22 protein-coding genes are annotated in these 21818 nt (G+C 73.9%); 3 read left to right on the top strand and 19 right to left on the bottom strand.

Annotation, left to right across the window (positions count from 1 at the left end; genetic code table 11):
- Window positions 1–26: 26 nt before the first annotated feature.
- The 15 genes from ABT084_RS29970 to ABT084_RS29900 all read right to left on the bottom strand — a co-directional run bounded on the left by ABT084_RS29970 (window position 27) and on the right by ABT084_RS29900 (window position 13895).
- Window positions 27–1406: an aldehyde dehydrogenase family protein gene (locus ABT084_RS29970; protein WP_351050463.1), complete on the bottom strand. Its 1380-nt coding sequence runs from the start codon at window positions 1404–1406 to the stop codon at window positions 27–29.
- Window positions 1406–2506: an AMP-binding protein gene (locus ABT084_RS29965; RefSeq protein ID WP_351050460.1), complete on the bottom strand. Its 1101-nt coding sequence runs from the start codon at window positions 2504–2506 to the stop codon at window positions 1406–1408. Before ABT084_RS29965 ends, ABT084_RS29970 begins: the two co-directional genes overlap by 1 nt.
- Window positions 2507–2632: 126 nt before the next feature.
- Window positions 2633–3649 (bottom strand): 3-oxoacyl-ACP synthase III family protein, encoded by a 1017-nt coding sequence (locus ABT084_RS29960; protein WP_351050457.1) that lies wholly within the window; start codon window positions 3647–3649, stop codon window positions 2633–2635.
- Between the two features lie 7 nt (window positions 3650–3656).
- The gene (locus ABT084_RS29955; RefSeq protein WP_351050454.1) at window positions 3657–3950 is read right to left on the bottom strand and encodes a phosphopantetheine-binding protein; all 294 of its coding nucleotides are present in this window, start codon (window positions 3948–3950) and stop codon (window positions 3657–3659) included.
- Window positions 3947–5524: an amino acid adenylation domain-containing protein gene (locus ABT084_RS29950; protein WP_351050451.1), complete on the bottom strand. Its 1578-nt coding sequence runs from the start codon at window positions 5522–5524 to the stop codon at window positions 3947–3949. The genes ABT084_RS29955 and ABT084_RS29950 overlap by 4 nt, the downstream gene beginning before the upstream one ends.
- A 49-nt stretch (window positions 5525–5573) precedes the next feature.
- Window positions 5574–6233: an NAD(P)H:quinone oxidoreductase gene (wrbA, locus tag ABT084_RS29945; RefSeq protein WP_351050448.1), complete on the bottom strand. Its 660-nt coding sequence runs from the start codon at window positions 6231–6233 to the stop codon at window positions 5574–5576.
- A gap of 26 nt (window positions 6234–6259) precedes the next feature.
- Window positions 6260–6781 carry a flavin reductase family protein gene (locus tag ABT084_RS29940; protein ID WP_351050446.1) on the bottom strand — a complete coding sequence of 174 codons (522 nt, stop codon included), beginning with the start codon at window positions 6779–6781 and terminating at the stop codon, window positions 6260–6262.
- Between the two features lie 50 nt (window positions 6782–6831).
- Window positions 6832–7560 (bottom strand): phenazine biosynthesis FMN-dependent oxidase PhzG, encoded by a 729-nt coding sequence (phzG, locus tag ABT084_RS29935; protein ID WP_351050444.1) that lies wholly within the window; start codon window positions 7558–7560, stop codon window positions 6832–6834.
- Window positions 7561–7576: 16 nt separating this feature from the next.
- On the bottom strand, window positions 7577–8440 hold the full coding sequence (locus tag ABT084_RS29930; RefSeq protein ID WP_351050441.1) for a PhzF family phenazine biosynthesis protein: 864 nt from the start codon (window positions 8438–8440) through the stop codon (window positions 7577–7579).
- A complete protein-coding gene (locus tag ABT084_RS29925; RefSeq protein ID WP_351050438.1) occupies window positions 8433–8801 on the bottom strand; it encodes a hypothetical protein in 369 nt (122 codons plus the stop codon). The genes ABT084_RS29930 and ABT084_RS29925 overlap by 8 nt, the downstream gene beginning before the upstream one ends.
- Window positions 8798–10672 (bottom strand): anthranilate synthase family protein, encoded by a 1875-nt coding sequence (locus tag ABT084_RS29920; RefSeq protein WP_351050435.1) that lies wholly within the window; start codon window positions 10670–10672, stop codon window positions 8798–8800. Before ABT084_RS29920 ends, ABT084_RS29925 begins: the two co-directional genes overlap by 4 nt.
- Window positions 10669–11292, bottom strand: a complete 624-nt coding sequence (locus ABT084_RS29915; protein ID WP_351050432.1) for an isochorismatase family protein — start codon at window positions 11290–11292, stop codon at window positions 10669–10671. The genes ABT084_RS29920 and ABT084_RS29915 overlap by 4 nt, the downstream gene beginning before the upstream one ends.
- A gap of 14 nt (window positions 11293–11306) precedes the next feature.
- On the bottom strand, window positions 11307–11783 hold the full coding sequence (locus ABT084_RS29910; protein ID WP_351050429.1) for a PhzA/PhzB family protein: 477 nt from the start codon (window positions 11781–11783) through the stop codon (window positions 11307–11309).
- Between the two features lie 29 nt (window positions 11784–11812).
- The gene (locus ABT084_RS29905) at window positions 11813–13015 is read right to left on the bottom strand and encodes an acyl-CoA dehydrogenase family protein (protein WP_351050426.1); all 1203 of its coding nucleotides are present in this window, start codon (window positions 13013–13015) and stop codon (window positions 11813–11815) included.
- Window positions 13016–13070: 55 nt separating this feature from the next.
- A complete protein-coding gene (locus ABT084_RS29900) occupies window positions 13071–13895 on the bottom strand; it encodes an SDR family NAD(P)-dependent oxidoreductase (protein ID WP_351050423.1) in 825 nt (274 codons plus the stop codon).
- A gap of 225 nt (window positions 13896–14120) precedes the next feature.
- Between ABT084_RS29900 and ABT084_RS29895 the strand changes: the two genes are divergently transcribed.
- Window positions 14121–14843: a class I SAM-dependent methyltransferase gene (locus ABT084_RS29895; protein WP_351050420.1), complete on the top strand. Its 723-nt coding sequence runs from the start codon at window positions 14121–14123 to the stop codon at window positions 14841–14843.
- Window positions 14840–15259 carry a VOC family protein gene (locus tag ABT084_RS29890; protein WP_351050417.1) on the top strand — a complete coding sequence of 140 codons (420 nt, stop codon included), beginning with the start codon at window positions 14840–14842 and terminating at the stop codon, window positions 15257–15259. Before ABT084_RS29895 ends, ABT084_RS29890 begins: the two co-directional genes overlap by 4 nt.
- 79 nt (window positions 15260–15338) lie before the next feature.
- On the opposite strand, the gene ABT084_RS29885 is transcribed toward ABT084_RS29890, so the two are convergent.
- From ABT084_RS29885 to ABT084_RS29870, 4 genes are read right to left on the bottom strand one after another with little or no spacing between them, the layout of a single operon-like run.
- Entirely contained in the window at window positions 15339–16736 is a 1398-nt protein-coding gene (locus ABT084_RS29885; protein ID WP_351050415.1) for an FAD-binding oxidoreductase, read from the bottom strand.
- A 37-nt stretch (window positions 16737–16773) separates the two neighbouring features.
- Window positions 16774–18312, bottom strand: coding sequence for an MFS transporter (locus tag ABT084_RS29880; protein ID WP_351050412.1), 1539 nt, complete (start codon window positions 18310–18312; stop codon window positions 16774–16776).
- A 30-nt stretch (window positions 18313–18342) separates the two neighbouring features.
- Window positions 18343–19521, bottom strand: coding sequence for a ParB/RepB/Spo0J family partition protein (locus tag ABT084_RS29875; protein WP_351050409.1), 1179 nt, complete (start codon window positions 19519–19521; stop codon window positions 18343–18345).
- 25 nt (window positions 19522–19546) lie between these two features.
- Window positions 19547–20728, bottom strand: a complete 1182-nt coding sequence (locus tag ABT084_RS29870) for an IS701 family transposase (protein ID WP_351050406.1) — start codon at window positions 20726–20728, stop codon at window positions 19547–19549.
- Window positions 20729–20918: 190 nt separating this feature from the next.
- Between ABT084_RS29870 and ABT084_RS29865 the strand changes: the two genes are divergently transcribed.
- Window positions 20919–21722 carry a HEAT repeat domain-containing protein gene (locus ABT084_RS29865; protein ID WP_351050403.1) on the top strand — a complete coding sequence of 268 codons (804 nt, stop codon included), beginning with the start codon at window positions 20919–20921 and terminating at the stop codon, window positions 21720–21722.
- The last annotated feature ends 96 nt before the right edge of the window (window positions 21723–21818 follow it).

Genomic DNA, 21818 nt, shown 5'->3' with positions numbered 1-21818 from the left:
GCACCTGGTACACATGGCCGCTCCTTTCAGTCGCGGATGACGGTCTTGCTGCGCATGAGGAATTCGGCGAGGTAGCCGTCGTGCGGGAGCCCGGGGCCCATCCAGTACGTGGGGTGGTCGCCGGCGTGGACGTTGCCGATGGTGGGTTCCGCGATCAGGTCGTCGAGGAGGTGTTCGTCGTGGGTGAGGGCGGTGACGACGAGGCTGCCGCGCAGCGGCCCGATGCCGTCGGCGGGCGTCCAGGGGGCCACCCACACGCAGGGGAAGGGGAGTTCGATGCCCGCTTGGGGGGCGTCGGCGCGGTCCAGCTGGTGCACGGCGGGGCGCAGGGCGGCGCTGCCGTCGCCCAGTTCCTCGGCGATGCCGTCGCCGCCGAGCCAGGCCCGGGTGCCCTCGGTGTGGGAGAGCAGGTAGCGCTCGATGGCGAGGGCGCCCTCGAGGGACTGGACGGGCAGGACGGCCTTGTCGTCCTCGGGGGGCAGGGCGGGGAGCACGGCGAGGCGTTCGGCGAGCTGTTCCGCGAGGGCGGTGGCGGCTTCGGGGCCTTCGACCAGGACGGTGGTGGTGTTCACGCAGCCGGTGCCGCCGTGTCCGGCGACGGAGGCGACGACGGTGTCGAGGTGATCGCGCCAGTCGGTGTCGGCGGTGATCAGGATCTTGCTGCGGCCGGGGCCCTGGAGGTGGACGGCGGGGTCCCCGGCGTACTTGCGGATGACGTCCTCGCCGCCGTAGACGAGGGAGCGGTCCACGGCCCGTACGAGGGTGTCGGCCTCGGCGTGTTCGGTGGGCAGCAGGGCGATCTGGTCGTCGCCGAATCCGGCGGCGCGCAGGGCGGTGACCAGCCGGTGCGGGGTGAAGGGTTCGCGGCGGGAGGGGCGGACGGCGACCCGGTAGCCCAGCGCCAGGGCCTCGGGCCACAGGCTGTGGGTGCCGGGGTGGTTCCCGGCGGCGATGACCGCGAAGGTCTCGCCGCGGCGGGTCCACACGGCGCGGCCGGTGCGGGTGAGCGGGGAGCGCCAGTCCTCGGCGGCGCCGGCCGGGCGGGCCTGGGCGAGGCTGTCGTGGACGCGGGTGAGGCGGGCGGCGAGGGTGGCGGTGGTGGCCCGTACGACGGCGAGGGGGACGCCGCCGACCCGGCTGACGGCGCGTTCGTGGGCGGCGATGGAGCGGCCGTCGAGTTCGGCGGTGGCGAAGAGGCGGGCCGCGCGCAGTATGGCGGCGATGCGCGCGTCGGCGTCCATCGGCCGGGCCCGGTGCAGGGCTTTGGCGGCGCGGTCGACGAACAGGGCGGGGACCAGGCTGAGTTCGGCGGCGGGGGCGCCGCTGACGTCGGTGACGGTGAGCCGCTTGCGGGCGCGGAAGGCGCCGCGCGGGCCGAGGGCGTCGAGCCGGGGGACGGTGCTCACTAGTACACCCCCTCGATGACGGGCTCGTCCTCGAAGGTGGCGACGGGGGCGATGTCGGCGACGGCGTCCCCGACGAGGGCGCCGTTGGCGGGGAGCCGGGTGGCGAGGTCGCGCTCGAGGTTGTTGGGGAGCAGGAAGCCCTTGCTGACGTGGCTGACCAGGACCTGGCCGCGCTCGCCGTAGGGCACCGGTTCGCGGGTGGCGGGGTCGACCACGGAGAAGGTGACGTAGGGGCTGAGCGGGTCGAAGACGCAGGGTTCGTCGTCGGGCAGGCCCGCCCGCTCGCCCGCGAAGCCGAGGATCATCGTGCTGCCGTAGTTCCCGCAGAACGCGACGTCGGGGAAGATCTCCGTCTTGTAGAGGTGGCGGGAGTCGGGGTCGAGCTGGGTGCCGCCCCAGCGGATCGCCTTCACCTTGTGGTTGACCAGCTCGACGAGGTCCTCGCGCCCGGCCAGGCGTTCCAGGACGGACGGGGTGATGGTGAGGACGCCGATGTCCTGGGAGCGGAGCACGAACTCGGCCTGTTCCAGCAGGTGCAGGGCGTAGGCGCCCGCGTCGGCGCCGCGGCCCTGGGCGATGAGCTTCTTCACCCAGCGGGGGTCGAGGTCGATGGTGAAGCCGCGGGCGCCGTGGGTGGTGGCGGAGCGGTGGAAGAACTCGCCGACGATGTGCGGGCCGGTGGGGACCAGGCCGAGCCAGTTCGCGCCGCGGGGGAAGCCGTGGGCGTCGATGTTGGCGTTGGACCACGCCACCATGCGCTCCAGCCAGTCGCGGGTCAGGACGACCCGCTTGGGGGCGCCGGTGGTGCCGCCGCTCTCGAAGACGCCGACGACGTCGGGTGCGGAGCCGTAGCCGCGCGGGATGAGGTCCTCGGCGCGTACGTGGCGCAGCTCGCCGGTGACGTTGGGGAAGAGCCGCAGGTCCGCGTGGGACTTGATGTCGGTGCGGGGATCGAAGTCGAGGGTCTCGGCCCGCCGCAGCCAGAACGGCGATCCGGTCTCCGGATGGAAGTGCCACTCCATCGCGGCCCGCAGGAACTCGTCCGGATCGGGCTGCACGTCGTACGGAAGGTCCAGGATGGGGTGGGCGGGCGAGGGCACGGTGGTCTCCTTCGGGCGGGGCAGCGGGTACGCCGACGGGGCCCGGCACGGGGGAATGGACGGCCCCGCCGGCGTACGCGCTGGTCTGGTGGCCCGGGTGACCGGGCGTGCTGCTCACGTCACGGGCTAGACGCGGATCAAGGTGGCGCACCAGCGGCCGGTGGAGATCCCGCACAGGGCCACCAGGTCGCCGGGGTTCAGTTCGCCGCTCTCCACCTGGAGGCCGAGCGAGATCAGCTGGTCGGCGCCGCCCATGTGGCCGTGGCCGGGGGCGATGGCGGCGTTGGTGCGTTCCAGCGGGATGCCGAGCGGTCCGGCCACGGCCGCGATGCTGGAGGGGACGTCGTTGAGGTAGATGACGTGGTCGATGTCGGTGCGCGCGACCCCGGCCCGGCGGCAGGCGCCCTCGACGACCTCGACCAGGCGGGTGTAGCGCTCGCCGATGAAGGTGCGCAGCGCGGCGGGGTTGCCGCCGAACTGCTCGCGCACCTGGTCGTAGGCGGAGGGGGCGTCGGCGCTGGTCCAGCCGGCCGGGGGCAGCGGGGTGACCGCGCCGCCGAAGTCCAGGCGCAGCAGGTCGCTGTACTCGGGGTCGGTGAACTGCTCGCTGGCGAGCCACTTGTTGGAGCCGTGGCCGCGCCGGACGACGACGGCGACGGCGGCGTCGGACAGCACGGTGTTGATGACGTTCATCCGGTTGCGGTGGAATTCGCTGACCCGGTTGACGACGACGAACAGCGCGTATTCGGCCTCCGGTTGCAGGGCGAGGGTGGAGGCGACGTAGAAGAGGCCGTTGACCCCGGAGCCGCAGCCCTCCTGGAGGAGCAGGGTCTGGGTGCGGCCGATCTTGAGCTCCCGGGCGAGCGCGGAGGCGCTGTCCCAGTAGGAGTACTCGGGCATGTCGGTGATCGCGACGACGACCAGGTCGAGGGCGTCGGCGGTGATCCCGGCGCGGGACAGGGCCTGTTCGGCGGCGCTGCGCGAGAGGTCGGTGCCGGTGACTCCGTCGGGGGCGCGGTGGAATGTGTGGTACCCCCACTTCACGACCCGCTCGGGGTCGCTGACGTAGTCGGCGGCGGCGCCGGCGACGCTCTGGTCCTCGCCGAACGCGTAGCCGAAGGAGACGATTCCGATGTCGACCACGGCGGCCTCAGGCGGCTTCCGCGTCGGCCGCGGTGATCCGGGCGATCCGCTCGGTCAGCTCGTCGGCGGCCTCGCCGAGCGAGCGCTCGAAGAGGACCAGCAGGTCGTATTCGTTGCCGAAGCGCTCGTGGGCGTACCGGCCGAGCTGGAGGGCGAGGGCGGAGTGGCCGCCCAGCTCCAGGAAGGTGTCCTCCAAGGTGACGTCGGGCTCTTCGAGCAGCTCGGCGACCCAGGCGCGGGTGGCCTCGCGGACCTCCGCGGGCAGTGCGGCCGCGGTCGTGTGGTGCTGGGGGATGCTCATGCGGACTGGCTCCTCTGCTCTTCCCAGATGCGGGCCACCTCGGCCCGGTTGACCTTTCCGTTGACGGTGCGCGGCAGGTAGGCCAGCGGCAGCGCCTGGTAGACGGACGGGTGCATGTACGACGGCAGCAGGTCGCGGACGTGCCCGCGCAGGGTGCGGGGGCGGGGGTCCTCGGCGCCCTCGGCGACGATGTAGGCGCAGGCGAGCCGGTCGTCGCCGGGCTTGAAGGCGTGCACCCAGACGACGGCGTCGGCGATGGCCGGGTGGGCCTGCACGGCGAGTTCGATGTCGCTGAGTTCGATGCGGTGGCCGCGCAGCTTGACCTGGAGGTCGGCGCGGCCGCGGTAGACGAAGCGGTCGTCGTGGCGGCGGCTGACGAGGTCGCCGCTGCGGTAGTAGCGGACGCCGTCGACGGTGGGGAAGCGTTCGGCGGTCAGCTCGGGGCGCCCGAGGTAGCCGTCGGTGACCTGGGGCCCGGCGAGCCACAGCTCGCCCTCCTCGCCGGGGGCGGCGTCGCGGCCGTCGTCGGTGACCACGCGGGCGCTGCCGGAGAGCAGGATGCCGACGGGCAGGTCGTCGCGGTCCAGGTCCTCCTCGGTCACCGGGTGGTAGGTGCTGAGGACGGCGGCCTCGGTGACGCCGTACATGTTGACCAGCGCCGGCTGGGAGAGGCCGAACCGCTTGGACCAGGGGCGGACCGTCTCGGGGGTCAGCTTCTCCCCGCCGAAGATGACGTAGCGCAGGGCGGGCAGCGCCGTGTCCTCGCGCAGCGCGATGGTGCTGAGCGCGCCGAAGGCGGTCGGGGTCTGGTTCAGGACGGTGATGCCCTCCTGCTCGATGAAGCGCAGGGTGGCCTCGGGCGAGCGGGCGGTCCCGGCGGGCAGGACGACGACGCGGGCGCCGGTGGACAGGGGGCCCCAGATCTCCCAGACGGAGAAGTCGAAGGAGATGGAGTGGAACAGCAGCCAGCTGTCGCGCTCGTCGAAGGCGAACGGCCCGTCGGCGCCGGCCAGCAGGACGGCGGCGGCGCCGTGCGGGACCAGCACCCCCTTGGGGCGGCCCGTGGTGCCGGAGGTGTAGATGATGTAGGCGATGTCGCGCGGGTCCGGGCCGGGTCCGGCGGGCGGGGCGGTGACCGGCCCGTCCAGCAGGGCCGCGAGGGTCTCCTCGGCGAGGACGGGGACGGCGCCGGTGGGGCAGCCGTCCGGGTCGCCGAGGAAGGCGGCCACCGCGCTGTCGGAGACGATGAACTCGTTGCGGGCGGGCGGGTTGCGCACGTCGAGCGGCACGTAGGCGGCGCCCGCCTTCATCACGCCGATCATCGCGGCGATGGCCGTGGCCCCCGGCGGCAGCCGCAGCGCCACCCGGTCCCCGCTGCCCACGCCGCTGCGCACCAGCAGGGCGGCGATGGCGTTCGTCCAGCCGTCGAGGAGGCGGTAGGTGTACGAGATCCCGCCGGCCGATATCGCGGTGTGCTCCGGGAAGCGCGCGACGGACCCGGCGAGGAGGTCGGTGAGCGAGCGGTAGTCGGTGGCGCGCTCGGTGTGCGGCGGGCCGATGGTGGCGATGGTCATGGCGGGCTCCGGGCTCCGGGGTGCGGGCGGGCGGTGTGGGTTCGGCCGGTCAGGCGTTCTTCACGGCGCGGGCGAAGCGGACGACGCGTTCGGCCTGGGCGCGGGCGGCGTTGCGGGTGGTGTCGTCGACGGGCCGGGCGCCCTTGCCGCCGGACCAGTGGGCCGTGCCGTAGGGGTTGCCGTCGGTGAACTTGTCGGGGTGCGTGTAGCCGGGGGCGACGACGATGCCGCCGAAGTGGTGGAAGGAGGCGGTCAGGGCGAGCAGCGTGGACTCCTGGCCGCCGTGCTCGCTGGCGGTGGAGGTGAAGCCGCCGTAGACCTTGTCGGCGAGCAGGCCCTGGCTCCAGGCCGGGCCCAGCGAGTCGAGGAACTGCTTGAGCTGGGCGGAGACGTTGCCGAAGCGGGTGGGCGAGCCGAAGAGGACCGCGTCGGCCCACAGCAGGTCGTCGGGGGTGGCCACCGGGACGGTCGCGGTCTCGGCGGCGTGCCGGGCCCAGACCGGGTTGGCGTCGATCGCCGACTGCGGGGCGAGTTCGGCGACCTTGCGCAGCCGGACCTCGGCGCCCGCCTTCTCGGCGGTCTCGGCGATCTCCCGGGCGATGTCGGTGACGTGCCCGGTGGCCGAGTAGTAGATGACCGCGACGTTCACGGCGAGGCTCTGGTCGGTGGGCGCTGCGGCGGGTGCGGTGGTGGGCGCTGCGGTGGTCACGGCGTACGGCTCCTCGGCTCGAAGGGTCACCAGTCGGCGATGTGGCAGGCGCTGAAGTCCTGGTCGGCCCGGGACGCGTTGGGGGCGGGCCGGGCGAAGGCGCGGTTGTAGTAGACGAGGGGGGTGCGGTCGCTCGTGTACGCCTCCTCGACGAAGCCGAGGAGGATGGTGTGGTCGCCCGCGTCGACGGCCGAGTGCATGGAGCAGGCGACCCGGACGCCGGCCGTGCGCAGGCCGGGCAGTCCCAGCTCGCAGGTCTGCATGTCCCCGGCGGCGAACCGGTCGATCCCGGAGGTGGCGAAGCGCCGGGCCACCGCGTGCTGTTCCTCGGTGAGGACGTTGATCAGGAAGTTCCGGGCGGTGGCGAACGCGGCGTGGGTACTGGCGCCCTTGTCCAGGCAGACGGAGACGAGCGGCGGGTCGAGGGAGACGGAGCTGAACGAACTGGCGGTGAATCCCCAGCGTTTGCCGTCCCCGTCGATCGTGGTCACCACCGTCACCGGGCCGGGTACGCGGGCCATGGTGCCGGTGAGCGTGGAAGGTTCCATCGCGCCGTCCGTCCTTTCCGGTCGGGTCGGGTCTCGTGGGGCGGGGGTGGTCACGGCTGGAGGCGGCTCGTGTGCCAGTCGCAGCCGAGGCGGGTGTAGGAGAGCCGGCGGTGCAGCCGGTCGGAGGCGGCGTTCCAGAACTCGACCTCGGCGGGCTCCAGCAGGTAGCCGGTGAACCGCTCGGGGCGGGGCAGCGGCTGGCCGCCCTCGGCGAGGCCCAGCGCCTGCCGGCGGAGCTCCTCCAGGTCGGTGGCGGGGTCGCTCTGGTGGGAGACGGTGGTCATCGAGTGCAGGGGGGTGGGGCGCGCGGCCCACAGCTCGTCCGATGCGGCCGCCGACAGCGCGGTGACCGGGCCGGACAGGATGAGCTGGCGGCCGCTCTCGCGCCAGTACAGGACGCCGGACGCCCAGCGGTTGTCGGCCAGTTCGCGGCCCTTGCGGCTGGTGCTGTGGGTGGTGAAGACGAAGCCGCGCTCGGTCTCCCGGGCGATGGTGACGATCCGGTTGGAGGCGTGGCCCATCCGGGTGGCGGTGGCCAGGGCCAGCGAGCGGGGCTCGCGGACCCCGCGCCGGACGGCGTCCGCGATCCACTGCCGGGCCAGCGCGAGGGGTTCGGCGGGCGGGGCGTCGTACTCGGGGAAGGGGAGGTCGGTGGCGCCGGTCAGGGACTCGTACTTGCTGGTGTCGAGCGCCGCCGCCCGCGCCGCCGCGGTCGTGGTGGCCGGCGTGCCGGGCGCCGCCGCTGCCGTGGTCGCTGTCGTGGTCGTCGTCGTGGTCATGGCCGCTGCTGCTCCCTTAGACGTAGATGGTTCCGCGGGCGATGACCGTGCCGTAGCCGCCCACCCGCACCCCGTTGACCCGGTCCGCCTGGCCGTGCGCGGTGGCGCACATGCGGGACGGGCGGCCCATCTCCACTCCCTGAGTGATCTTGATGCGCTGTCCGTACGGGGCCAGCCCGTGCCGGGCCAGGTGGATGGCCAGGGGTCCCGCGGCCGATCCGGTCGCCGCGTCCTCCACCACCCCGTAGGCCGGGGAGAACATCCGGGTGCGCCACTCCTCCCCCGCGCCGGCGAAGCAGTTCGCCGCCATGTCGGGGAAGCGGGACAGCGCCCGGTGGTCGGGCTCCACGGCGGACAGCGCCTCGACGCTCTCCAGGCCGACGAACACGTGCCGCGGGCCGTTGTGGTAGATCTCCACCGGGGCGATGGACGTGTCGACCCCCAGGGCCGCCAGCAGTTCCTCCGCGTGCTCGTACGGTTCCCAGCTCGGGTGCGGCTGGCGCATCTGGACGATGACCGAGCCGTCCCCGTTGTCCATGCCGACGTCGAAGGGGATCACTCCCATGCCGGTCTCCAGCCGCAGCCGCTCCTCCTTGCGGCCGACCCCGAGCGCCTTGCGGGACAGCCCCAGGGCGACGGCGGTGCCGAGCATGGGGTGGCCCGCGAAGGGCAGTTCGTTGACCGGGGTGAAGATCCGGATCTTCGCGTCCGCCTCGTCCGCGTCGGGCGGCAGGACGAAGGTGACCTCGGAGAGGTTCATCTCCCGCGCGATGGCCTGCATCCGGTCGGCGGTGAGGTCCTCGCTGCCGAAGAAGACGGCCACGGGGTTGCCTTCGAGCGGGTTGCGCGCGAAGGCATCCACGACCATGTAGTCATGCATGGGGTAGCGCTCCCTGACTGAGTGAGGTGGCGTCGGCGAACGCGGCGCCGAGCCCGTGGAGGGTGACGAGGGGGTGTACGCCCTCCACCGCGGCTTCGACCTCGAACCGGGACCGGTGCGTGGGCGGCCCGCCGATCAGCTCGGCGGCTCGGTTGGCAGGCAGGGTGTCGGTGGGGGGACGCTCGGTCCAGAGCATCACGGCCCCCCACCGGTTGCCGGGCCGGTCGGCGATCCACAGCTTGAGGACGAGTCCGGGTACGTCGACCCAGGCGTCCACCGCCTCCTCGCGCAGGTGCTCGCGCAGCGCGTCGATGCTCGCTCCGGTCCCGGCCAGCTCCCACCAGGCGATGTCCACCCTCATCGGGCCGCCACCTCCAGCGACCCCAGGGCCCGCAGCAGGGCCTGCCCGAGGATCCGGGGGCCGTCGACGGTGAGCACGGACTCGGCGTGGAACTGCATGGACGCGAAGTGCGCTCCGCGCAGGGCGTGCACCTCGCGGGTGTGCGGGTCGCGGCTGACCTCGACGATGCCGAGGTCCCCCGCGTCGATCTTGTCCTCGGTGCTGTGCGCGGCGTACGTGTTGTAGAAGCCCACCCGCTCCGCGGTCCCGAAGAGGTCGATCTCGCGCTGCACGCCCTGGTTGGGGGTGGCGCGGCGGACCAGGCCGAGGCCCAGGCGCAGGCTGAGCACCTGGTGGCTGAGGCAGACCGCGATGAACGGGCGCCGCTGCTCCAGGAGCTGTCCGGCCAGGGCGTCCAGGTGCACGATCCGGGGGTCGGCCGCGTCGCGCGGGTCGCCCGGGCCGGGGCCGAGGACCACCAGGTCGTGGGCGTCGGGGTCGTACGGCTCGTCGAAGCGGCGGACGCTGACCTCCAGGCCGAGGGAGGCGAGCTGCTGGCCGATCATCGCGGTGAAGGTGTCCTCCGCGTCGACGACCAGCGCGCGCAGCCCGGCCAGCCGGGGCTCCCACGCGCCGCGGTCCCCGCGCTCGGCGCAGCCGCGCAGCCAGAACGAGGCGATCCCGGTGTTGCGGGCCTCCAGGGCGGCCCGTACCTGCGGGTGCGCGGCGAAGCGCACCGCGGTGTCGCATTCCAGGGCGCTGAGCAGCCCGGCGGCCTTGGCGCGGGTCTCGGCGACCTCCGACTCGGGGTCGGAGTGGCGCACGAGGGTGGCGCCGACGCCGATCCGCATCCTGCCGTCCGCGCCGATCTCGGCGGTGCGGATCAGGATGGCGGAGTCCAGGGTGCGCCCGCCCGCGGGGTCGCGGCCGATGAGGGCGGCGATCCCGCCGTAGTAGCCGCGGCCCTCGGGTTCGTGGCGCCGGATGACCCGGGCCGCGCTCTCCAGGGGGCTGCCGGTGACGGTCGGCGCGAACATCGTCTCGTGCAGGATCTCCCGCACGTCGCGGTCCGTGGTGCCCTCGATGAAGTACTCGGTGTGCGCGAGGCGGGCCATCTCCTTGAGGTGGGGCCCGGTGACGCGGCCGCCGGAGGCGCAGATCCGGGCCATCATCTTCAGTTCCTCGTCGACCACCATGTACAGCTCGTCGGCTTCCTTGCGGTCGGCGAGGAAGCGGGTGACCCCGTCGAGGGTGGGGCCGGTGGGCGGGTAGCGGTAGGTGCCGCTGATGGGGTTCATGACGGCGGTGCCGTCGGCGAGGGAGACGTGCCGTTCGGGGGTGGCGCCGACGAAGGTCCTGCCGCCGGTGTGGATGGCGAAGGTCCAGTAGGCGCCCTGTTCGCGCTCCAGCAGCCGCCGGAAGAGGGCGGGCGCGGTCCGTCGGGGGGTGTAGTCCCCGATGGCGGCGGTGTAGGTGCGCTTGATGACGAAGTTGGAGCCGGCGCCGGCGCCGATCTCGTCGGCGATGATCCGCCGGACGGTCGCCGCGTACTGCGCGTCGTCCACGTCGAAGCCGCCGCCGGTCAGCCGCACCGACTGGTCCGCGATCCGGTCGGGCAGCGAGGCGAGCGGGACCGTCTCGCGTTCGGTGACGGTCATGGCGAGCAGCGGCGCCCCGTCGTCGGGGGCGGCGAACCCGCGCTCGGTGAGCTGCCGGTAGGGGACGACCACGAGCACCTGGTCGCCGTCGAGCGGTACGTCGGCCAGCGCGTCCGGGGTGTGCACGGGGCCGGCGAGCACCTCGACGGCGCCGTGGGCGAGCTCGGGCCGGTACAGCAGGGCGAAGTCGGCGACGTCTCCGGCCAGGATCCGGGCGAGGAGGTCTCTGTTCATGCGAAGACCTCCCCGGACGGTATGACCCGGCCGCAGCGCTGGGCGACGTACTCCAGGGCCGAGGCGTGGTGGGCGGCGGAGAAGTCGCCGACGGCGTCGGCGGCGAGGAAGGGCTGGATGTCGTGGCTGAAGGCGTCCATGGCGGTGGCGAGCACTCCGATGTGTGCGTAGACCCCGCACAGGACGAGCTGGTCGCGGCCCTCCGCCCGCATCCGCTCCAGCAGGCCCGAGCGGAAGAAGGCGCTGTAGCGCCACTTGGTGAAGACCCAGTCCTCGGCGTCGGGCGCCAGCTCGGCGACCACCTCGCGGTCCGCGTCCCCGGTCCGCATGCCCGGCCCCCAGAAGTCCTTGAGCAGGCCGCGCTGTTCGTCGGTCATCCGGCCGGGCTGCGCCGTGTAGGCGACGGGGACGCCGAGGGCGGCGGCGCGCTTGCGGAGCTGGGAGGCGTGGTGCACGAGGTCCGCGCGCAGCGGGTCGGGCAGGGCGGCGAGGAAGTAGCGCTGCATGTCGTGGACGAGCAGCACGGCCCGGCCGGGGTCAGGGGTCCAGGAGACGGTGTTGGCGGGCAGTTCCGCGGCGGTGGGCAGCGGATAGGACTCGACGGGGGGCAGGCCGGGCATCGGGCATCTCCTTATTACGTGGGGATTCCTTCGCGCCGTACCTGCGGGACGTCGATCCCGAGGGCGCGGAACTGCTGGCAGGGGTTCATGAACTCGCGCTGCTGCTTGATCTTTCCGTCCTCGAAGAGGAAGGAGTGGATGAAGTGATTGGTGTAGTGACCGACGGGATATCCGGGATAAACGATCTTTCCTTCGCCCCGGCATTCGACCCAGAAGCGGTTCGGGTCCTGGGTGGCGAAGATCTCGACGTCGGTCCAGGCCCAGTCGGGGAAGCAGCGCAGGGACCACACCGCGTGCTCGCCGAGGCGCTCGCGCCCGGTGATGGTGATCGGTTCGCCGGTCTCGTTGGTCCACAGGCCGCCGACGCCGTCCTCGGTGAAGAGGAGGTGGCGCTGGAGGCGGTCCTGGCCGCGGGTGTTCATGTACCGCTCCACGACGGACCGGTTGTGCTCGCGGACCGCCTGCTCGTCGGCCGACTGCTCGAAAGACATGGTGTTCCTTTCCGGTGGGGAGCGGGAGGTCAGACCAGCAGGCTGATCTCGCGGGGGTCGCGGCCGATCAGGGCCCGGCCGTAGAGCTGCTGCGGGATGCCCATGCCGAAGCCCGCGTGGCGGCTGCCGACGTTCACGTCGCGCCAGATCCGCTGGAGCGGATTGGACTCGTTGAAGGCGGAGGAGCCGTAGGCCGTCATCAGGACGTCCACGGCCTCCCGGCAGAGCTGGGCGACCTGGGTGGAGTACTGCCGGGCGGCGGCCCGGACCAGGACATCCGCGAACTCCCCGGCGTACGCGGCCTCGTCCGCCGCGTCGGCGATCTTGGCGGCCAGCAGCTTCGCCGTCTCGATCTTGGTGGCGGCCTCGGCCAGGTCCAGCTGGAGCGAGGGGGACTCGGCCTGGTTCGGGTAGCGGGACCCGGCGGCGGGCCGCTTGGGGGCCTGCTCGCGGACGAAGTCGAAGGCGGCGGTGGCGCCGCCGAGCAGCGAGCCCAGCAGGCCGATGGAGAAGAGCCCGACCAGGCTGTTGCGGTAGCGGTTCGCGGGGTCGACCACCCCGTCCGTCTCGCCGTTGAGCAGCGGCAGGTAGGGCAGCAGCCGGCGTTCGGGTACGAAGACACCCGCGGCCACGACCGTGTTGCTGCCGGTGCCGCGCATCCCGGCGAAGTGCCAGGTGTCCTTGATCTCGACCTCGTCGGCCCGCATCAGGGCGAAGTGGACGACCGGGTCGGAGTCCGGGACCGGTACGGCGATCAGCACGCCCACCCAGTCGGCGTGCAGCGATCCGGAGACGTAGCCCCACTCGCCGGTGACCAGCACCCCGCCGTCGGCGGCCTCGATGCCGCGGGCCGGCATGCCGAGCACCAGGGCGGTGCGGGCGTCCGGGTTCAGGCTCCACACCTCGTCCTGGACCTGGCGGGGGAAGAGGGAGGCGACGAAGTTGCCCGCGTTCAGCACGCCGGTGATCCAGGCGGTGGAGCCACAGCCGCGGCCCACCTCGGTGGCGACCTCCAGCAGGGTGCGGATGTCGGCCTCGTAACCGCCCAGGCGCCGCGGGGTCATCAGCCTCATCAGGCCCGCGCCGGTGACCGCGTCGATGCTCCGCCCGGTCAGCCGCCGCGCTCCGTCGCTCCGCGGTGCGTCCTCCCACAGGCCCGCGCGCAGTGCGGCCGCCCGGGCCACCAGCTCCTCGCGGCCCGGGGCCACGCCGTTCACGGCTTCACTCTGCACGGTCTTGTTCCCTTCAAGGGGGGGTCGGGTTCGGTGCGGGTGGGGCTTCGGGCGCTCAGTCGCCCTGGGCGGCGCGGGCGAGGGTGTCCCACTGCTTCCACCCGGCCAGCCGCTCCTCGTACGCGGTGGTGATCGTGTCCAGTACGGTCGCCCCGAGCAGCACCCGCAGCGGCGGGTCCGGGTGGTCGACCAGCTCCAGCACCGGGCCGGCCGTGGCGGCCGGATCGCCGGGGGCGGAGCCCGCCGACGGGGCCTTGGCGAAGTCGGCGTAGGCCTCGGAGGGCTCGGCCCAGACGGCCGAACTCCCGCGCCAGTCCGTCTTGTACGGGCCCGGCTCGACCAGGGTGACGTGGATGCCGAAGCGGCCCACCTCCTGGGCGAGGGAGTCGGTCAGGCCCTCGATCGCCCACTTGGAGGCGTGGTAGAGGCCGAGCATCGGCCAGGACGCGAGTCCCGCGATGCTGGACATCTGGAGGATGTGGCCGCTGCCCTGGGCCCGCAGGACCGGCAGGACGGCCTGGGTCACCCACAGCGTGCCGAAGAGGTTGGTGTCGAGCTGCTCGCGGGCCTGGGCCTCGGTGACGTCCTCGACCGCGCCGAACAGGCCGTAGCCCGCGTTGTTCACGACGACGTCGAGCCGGCCGAAGTGGGCGTGGGCGGCGGCGACGGCCGCGAAGGCCGCGTCCCGGTCCCGGATGTCGAGCTCCAGCGGCAGCACCGCGTCCCCGTACGCCTCGGCGAGGGGGTCGAGGGAGGCGATGTCGCGGGCGGTGGCGGCGACGCGGTCGCCCCGCTCGAGAGCGGCCTCGGCCCAGACCCGGCCGAAGCCCCGGGACGTACCGGTGATGAACCAGACCTTGCCTGTCACTGCGGTCGTCACTGCGGCTCCTTAACCCGTCGGGGAGGCTTGGGGTCCATTCATCCCGACGCACAACGGCCGTGTCCACGAAGGGAATTCGGACACCCCGTCCAAGTGAGGAATTTCCTCGGACGGACGGGCCGGTCCGCCAATCGGCGTTTCGGACACGGGAGTCGGCGGGTGATACTGCCGGGAATCCCGCACCCTACGGATCCCCGAGATCGAATTCACCGCAAGGAGATTCGCGTGAGCGCCACGGAACAGACTTATGACTACGCCGCCGCCGACTTCAACGCCGTCTACACGGGCGGCGAACTCCTCGAAGGGGCCGCCATCAAGGTCGTCCCGTGGGACATCGGCGAGGCCCAGCCGGATGTGGTGGAGCTGGAGCGCCTGGGCCGCTTCGAGGGCGCGGTCCTCGACGTGGGCTGCGGCCCCGGCGACAACGCCGTCTTCCTGGCCGGCCGCGGCTACGAGGTGACCGCCGTCGACGCCGCCTCCGCCGCCATCGAGCAGGCCCGCGCCCGGGCGGGCGACCTCGACATCGAGTTCGCCGTCGCCGACGCGACCGCCCTGACGGGCTACGAGGGCCGCTTCGACTCCGTCCTCGACAGCGCCCTCTTCCACACCCTCCCGTCGGCCGCCCGCCCCCTGTACGCGGCGGCCCTGCACCGGGTCACCCGCCCGGGGGCGCGCCTGAGCGTGCTGTGCTTCGCCGACGTGCCGGGCGGGATGCCCGCACCGCTGTCGGTTCCGGAGGAGGAGCTGCGCGCGACGCTGACCGCGGCGGGCTGGACGATCACCTCGCTGGAGCTGTCGGAGTACGCGGGCGTGGCGGTCGGCATGGAGAAGTTCTTCGAGCGCACGGGCCGGCGCCCCGAGCTGGACGCCAAGGGCCGCACCCGGCTGCCGGTGTGGAAGGTCTTCGCCGACCGCACCGCCGACGGCGACGCCGGGGCCGCGGCGTGAGCGCCCTCCCCTCCTCGGCCCCCCTCACCCCGGCCCGCCCGGCCGCCCCCGCCCCGGTGCGGCGCGCCTTCCCCGTGCTGCGCGCCCGCCGGGTGGGGGCCACCGCCGCGTTCTACGAGCGGCTCGGCTTCCGGGCCGGCCACCGCCACCCCGCGAAGGGCGAGCCGGACTTCGTCGCGCTGCGCCGCGATGACGCGGAGCTGGCGGTGAGCCGGGACGACAAGGCCGCCGAGTGGCCCTCGGGCGGCGTCGACCTGTTCGTGTTCGTGGAGGCCGTGGACGCCACCGTGGACGCCCTGCGGGCTGCCGGCGCCCCGGTGGTGCAGGAGCCGGAGAACACCCCCTGGGGCGAGCGGGTGGCGTACGTCCGCGACCCGGCGGGCAACCGGGTGGGGCTGGGCTCCCCCGCCGCGTGAGCCCTCGGACGCGCCGTACGCACGACAGCGCCCCGGGACCGGAGGACCGGTCCCGGGGCGCAGCCGTGTGGCGGACGCCTTATGCGGCGGGCTCGATGTTCAGGTTCGTGCGGAACAGGTTGCCCGGGTCGTAGACGCCCTTGAGCTTGGCGAGGCGGGCGCGGGTGGCCGGGTCGTACAGCTCCCCCGCGTAGGCGTCGGCCGCGCGCTCGCCGTAGACGAAGTTCAGCGAGCGGCCCAGGGTCCAGGGCTTGACGGCCTCGTCCAGGGCGGCGTGCGCGGCGCGGATGTCGGCCAGCGGTGCCTCGTCCGAGCCCGACAGGACGCGCAGGATGTAGGCGGCCTCGCGGAACGGCACGGAGTTGGGCACCTCGGGCTGCCGCGACAGCGCCCCGCCCATGTGGCGCAGGTCGACGATGCAGTCCACCGGCGATCCGGGCCCGGCGAGGGTGCGTACGGCCTCCAGGACCTCGGGGGTCAGCTCGCTCAGCAGGACGCTGTTGCCGTCGTAGGCGTGCGAGAAGGTCGGCTCCGCGTAGATCGAACCGACCTCGGGGTAGGCCAGTTCGCCCAGGTGCTCGTGGATGATCCCGGCGCCGAACGCGCGCCAGGGCGCGACCAGGCCGGGGCCCGCGGCGAGGTCGGTGGTGGCGAAGCGGACGTGTACGACGTGGCGGCCGCGCAGCGGCTCGGGGAAGACCGGGATCGGCGGGTACTCGATCATGCCGAGGGAGGCGGTGACGCTCTCCGGGGCGGTGGCCGTCCAGCTCCGGAACTGCTCGAGGACCAGGTCGGCCTGCGCCGCGTCGAAGTACATCCCGCCGCCGTAGACGGTGGCGACCGGCAGCAGCGAGATCTCCAGGGCGGTGACGATGCCGAAGTTGTCCCGGCCGCCGCGCAGCGCCCAGAACAGGTCGGGGTCGCTGTCGGCGGTGACCCGGCGCGCCTGCCCGTCGGCGGTGACCACCTCGACAGCCTCGACGAGGTCGGCCGCATAGCCGAACTCCCGGGCCAGCAGGCCGAGTCCGCCCGCCAGGGTGTAGCCGACCACGCCGACGTGCCCGGCGGAGCCGCTGAGCGGGGCCAGCCCGTGCGGGGCGGTGAGCGCGACGACCTGTTCCCAGCGGGCGCCCGCCTCGATGCGGGCGGTCCGGGCCCCGGGGTCGACGGTGATGTCCGTCAGGCGGCGGGTGCTGATCACCAGGCCGCCCCGGTCGAGCACGGTCACGCCGTGACCGGTGGCCTGGACGGCGACGGCGATGTCGTGCGCGGCGGCGAAGGCGACCGCGAGGCGGACGTCCTCGGCGTTCGCGGCGCCGAGGACGGCGGCGGGGGTGTGCCGGTATCCGGCCTGGAATCCGGTGAGTTCCTCTTCGTAACCCTCCTGTCCGGGGGTGAAGACCGGTCCGGTGACCGATTCCACGAGGGGAGCGAAGTCAATCCGGCTGTGGTCGATACCGGTGGTGTCAGGGGACATCAGCAATATTCCTTTCCATGGCACACGGTGCGGTGGTTCAGCCGACCTTTTGCAGGTCGGAATTCGGGGCGTCCAGGGGCTGCGCGGCGGGCTTCTCCGTGGGCGCGGACTTTCCGGACGGCATCAGGAGGCAGGCGAGCGCGCCCACGAGCAGGACGGCCACGGGCAGCAGCAGGGTCGTGCCCGACGCCTGCGCCAACCCCGCGTGGAACGCGTGGCGTTCGGCGGCCGTGGCGTTCTCCGCGAGGGTCTCGGTGGCGAGCCGCGAGGACAGCTGCGCCTGCATCAGCACGCCCACGGCGGCGGCGCCGATGACACAGCCGACCTGCCGGATCGAGTTGTACATCCCGGCCCCCGCGCCGATGTCGGCGACGGGCAGCGAGCCGGTGGCCACGTTGGCCATGGGCGCGAAGGCCGCGCCCGTACCGATCCCGGCGAAGAACAGCGCGCCGGCGAGCTGCCAGACCCCGCCGTCGGGGCGCATCGCCAGCACGATCATGCCCAGTCCGGCCGCGAAGATCAGGAATCCGGCGAGGACCACCCATTTGCCGGGGAGCCGGTCGGAGAGGGTCCCGGCCAGCGGCCCGGCCAGGCCGCTGGAGACGGCGACGGGCACCATCAGCAGTCCGGCCTGCTGCGGGGAGAGCTCCATGACCGCCTGCATGTAGAGGGTGAGCGGCAGGTACAGGCCGGTGACGGCGAAGCCGATGGCGGCCGCGGCGAAGGCGGCGGTGGAGAAGTGACGGCGCCGGAAGAGGGACAGCGGCATCAGCGGCTCGCGCGGGTTGAAGCGCTGCCACAGGACGAAGACGACGAGCAGGACCACGCCCGCGCCGATGACCATCGGCACGGTGAGCGGTCCGGCGACGGTGCCCCAGTCGTAGTGCTGGCCGTTCTGCAGGCCGAACACGACGGCGAACAGGCCGAGTCCGGAGAGCAGGGTGCCGGGCAGGTCGAACCGGCGGTGGTTGCGGGGCTGGCCGCCGGGGACCAGCTTCACGGTCATGACCAGCCCGGCGAGGCCGATCGGCACGTTGACCAGGAAGATCCACTGCCAGCCCGCGGAGCCGACGAGGAAACCGCCGAGCAGCGGCCCGACGGTGGTGGCCAGGCCCGCGACGGCGCCCCAGATCCCGAGGGCCGCGCCGCGCCGGTTGGCGGGGAAGAGGGTGGTCACGAAGGCCATGGTCTGCGGGGCCATCAGCGCGGCCCCGACGCCCTGCACGGCGCGGGCGGTCATCAGCATGCCCGCGCTGCCGGAGAGTCCGCACCACAGGGAGGCCGCGGTGAAGACGGCCATACCGCTGAGGAAGACGGGCTTGCGGCCGAAGCGGTCGCCGAGCCGGCCGGCCACGAGCAGGGGGACGGCGTAGGTCAGCAGGTAGACGCTGTGCACCCAGGTGATCTGGTTCAGGTCGGCGTGCAGGCCGTCCATGATGCCGGGGATCGCGACGGTCACGATGGTCGTGTCCATCATGATCAGGAAGAAGCCGACACAGAGGGCCGCCAGCGCGGCCCACGGATTCTTCGCGCTGGTCGCGCTCTTCCCTGCGGTGGCGTTCGCGGTGGTCGTCATCGTGTCAACTCATCTTCTCTCAAAGGCTCTTCAGTTCGGCCCGGCGTCCGACCGGGCGCCGCGGTGTTCCAGTTCGGTGGCTATCTCGTCCCAGTGCGCGGCGCAGGCGCGGGCCATCGCGGCGATCTTCGGGGCCTGGTGGTCCGGGGCGCGCAGCACCACTCCGCTCTCGCCCTCGCGGATCATCCGGGCCTCCAGCCAGCGGATCATCGCGCGGCCCTCGTCGCTGTACTTGAGGGTGGGGTCGCGCTTGAGGGAGTCCAGGACGAGGGGGAGGTCGAGGCCGGCGGGGGTGCGGGCGCCGGCGCGGCCGGAGCGGGCGGCCGCGCCGTCGCCGTCCGGTGCGGGGGCGCGTACGCCCGTACGTCCGTCGGTACGCGCCCCCGCGCCGCTGCCGGGCAGGGGGCCCTCGCCGCGGGAGAGCCGGTCGCGCACGTCGCGGGCGGTCTCCACCGATATGCCGGAGGAGCGGGCGATCTCGCGCAGCGAGGCCTCGGGGCGGACGGCGAGGTAGTCCATCGCCCGCAGCCTTCCCTCGGTGGCGTTGAGCGGGCGCGCCCGGCCGTCGCAGCCCACCCGGGCGGCGGGCAGCTCGCCGGGCGCGGCGGACTCGCCCTGCTCGGCGGCGGCGCGGCGCAGCACACCGACGGTCTTGCCGGACAGCCCGACCTTGGCGGCGACCGCCCGGTCCGACCAGTCGGGCCAGGCGCGCAGGATGCGGCGCGCCGACTCGCGGCGGTCGGAGAGGGTCAGCGGCAGCCCGTGCCGGTTGTTGGCCTCGACGGCCAGCAGGAAGGCTTCGCGGGGGGTGCCGTCGAACCAGCGGACGGCGATGGACTCGCGGCCGCGCAGCCGGGCCGCGTGCAGCCGGTGCATGCCGTCTATCACGCGCAGGGTGGAGCGGTGCACGACGATCGGCGGCAGTTCGGTCTCCACGCCCGCCAGCAGCCGGACGTGATCCTGGTCCACCCCGGCGAGCCGGGGGGATTCGGCGTCGAGCAGTGCGTGCACGGGCACGCAGCCGGTCATCAGGGCCGAGGCGGGCGTGGGGAGGGTGACCGGGCGCGGGGCGGTGATGACGGGCAGGGCGGTGATCGTGGGCAGGGCGGCGGTGCGGGCGGGCAGGCCGGCGGTGACGGCGGGCGAGGCGGCGGTGATCGCGGGCAGCTTGATCGCGCGGACGGGGGCTGCCGCCGTATCGACGGTCATTTCGACTCCTTGGTTCGCGGCACGGTCAGCCGCTGAACGCGTGGGCGCGGGCGTGGACATGGGCGGGGGCGGCGGCCCGCGTGGGGGCGGCGGCGCGGGCCGGGAGGGCGGCCGCCTGCCGCGGACCGTTCAGCAGCCGGTGGGCGGCGGCGGCCGCGACGAGGGTCATGTGGCGGTGCCAGCCGGGGAAGGAGCGCCCCTCGAAGTCCAGCAGCCCGCAGTCCTCCAGCACCTCCATCGAGGTGGACAGGGACTGTGTGGTGGCGGCCGAGAGGGAGAACCGGGCGGCGGCCAGGGTGCGGCCGTCGGGATCGGCGATCCAGTGCCGCACGGGCCGCTCGGGCACGGCCGGGTCCCATTCGGTGAGCAGGGCCAGCGGGCGGGCCACGCCCGGGACCCGGATGAGCGCGGGCGCGCGGCGCAGCCGGCCGCCCGCGAGCGGGTAGGCCGAGGCGCCGAGGCGGGCGGCGAGCCGGGCCACGCCGGTGGTGTGCTGCGTACGGTCGCCGGGCGGACCGCACAGGACGGGCGTGCCCGGGGGGACGGAGACGGCGAAGCCGAGGCTGCGTCCGGCCAGCCCGGCGATGAGCCGCACCGCGTCGGCGGGGGCCTCGGTGGCGGCCTCGGCGACGACGGGGACGCCCGCGGCGACGGCGTGCGCGGCGGCGGCCTCGGCGGCCTGGTCGAGGCCGAGCCCGGCGGGGGCGGCTGGGGCGGTGCGGGCGGCGGCCGGTATCCGGGCCCGCTCGCACAGCTCGTCGTCCTCGCTCCAGCGGCCGGGCAGGCACAGCCGCCAGTCGACGGGGACGCTGCCGAGGTCGGTGACGAGGAAGAGGCCGAGCGCGAGCTGGCAGCTCAGGGTGCGCCCGCCCGCCGGATCGAAGCGGCGGTGCACCCCGGCGGAGCACTGCCCGCGCTTGGGGATGACCACGGGCACCATCCGCAGCGCCCGCACCCCGGCCTGCTCCCCGCACCAGGCGGCGAGCTCCCGGCGGACCGGATTCCAGTCCCAGGTACTGGCGTTGACGACCTGGTGCAGCGACTGCGAGGCGGCTCCGAGGGCGGCGGTGGAGCGTGCCATGTTCCGCACGGACTTCTTCCCGGGCGTACCCAGCAGCCCGGACAGATAGGCACCGGCCCAGCGGCGCTGGTCGGTGCGGGGCAGGCAGTGGAAGAGACGCCGGGCGAGTAAGTCGGCGGTCGGCATGGCGGGCAGCTCCCTCCGGCGAACGGTCGGATCGGGTCGGTTGGCCAGCGAAATAAAGAATAGCGAGTGTTCTCTATGTTTTGCGACCCCGCTGCACCCCCGCAACGACTTTGTCACCTCGAGGAGGCCCGCCAACGCCCGGCCGCGCGCCCGCCCATGGCCCGGCTGCGGCCGCCTAGGATCCCGTGCCATGGCGATGTTCGTGCACCTCACCTCGGCGGCCAACGCCGCGCGCATCCGGCGCTCCGGGATCCGGGCGGCCAGTCACGGGCAGGGCGGCGCGCGGGGGGTCTACTGCTTCCCGGTGCTGGCGTCGTACCCCCTCACCCACCAGTGGCTGCGCGAGCTGGCCCGGTCCGGCAGCCGGGGCGGGCTCGTGGCCGTCCACGTCCGGCTGGACGACGCGCAGGAGGTGTTGGCCGGACGCTACGGCGACCGGGCCCGGGGCGCCCAGGCCACCGTTCCCGCGGCGGAGGCGGTGCGCCGGATCGCGGCGCTGGAGGACCCCCGCGGGTGGGAGGTGTTCGTGCCCCGGGCCATCATGCCGCGCGAGGTCCACCGGGTCCGCGCCGCGCCGCAGGTGGCGGGCTGGCGGTACCTGCCGGACGCGCACGGCGTACGCCCCTGCACCTGCTTCGGGTGCCGGGTGCGCGGCGGGTACGGGGCGCGGCGCCTGCGCGAGCGGCTGCCCCACCCGCTGGACGGCCCCCCGCCGCCCGCCCGGATCCTGCTCGCCCGGCTCGCGGCGGCCGGCGACCCCGGCGACCCGGCCGCGCTGCGGGAGGTGCTGCACTGGTTCGCCCTGCGCCGCCGCGGCCCCCTCGCCCGGCTGGCCCCCCTCGCCGCCCACCCCGACCCCGGGGTCCGCGAGGACCTCGCGTGGACGGTGGCCCGCTGGAGCACCCCGGGCGTCCCCGCCCTCCTGGACACCCTGGCCGAGGACCCCGACCCGGACGTCCGCGAGGCGGTGGAGGCGATCCGCGAGCCGGACTGACCGCGACCGCGCCGGCGTGACTGGTGCAGGATGTGCGGGGCGGCTGTCGGCCGCGGGTCCGACGGGGGGCCGGCGGTGCGCGCTTCGAGGCGTGCC

The sequence above is a fragment of the Streptomyces sp. NPDC002138 genome, assembly GCF_040296485.1.
Classification (GTDB): domain Bacteria; phylum Actinomycetota; class Actinomycetes; order Streptomycetales; family Streptomycetaceae; genus Streptomyces.
This window is presented reverse-complemented; position numbering and strand designations above follow the sequence as displayed.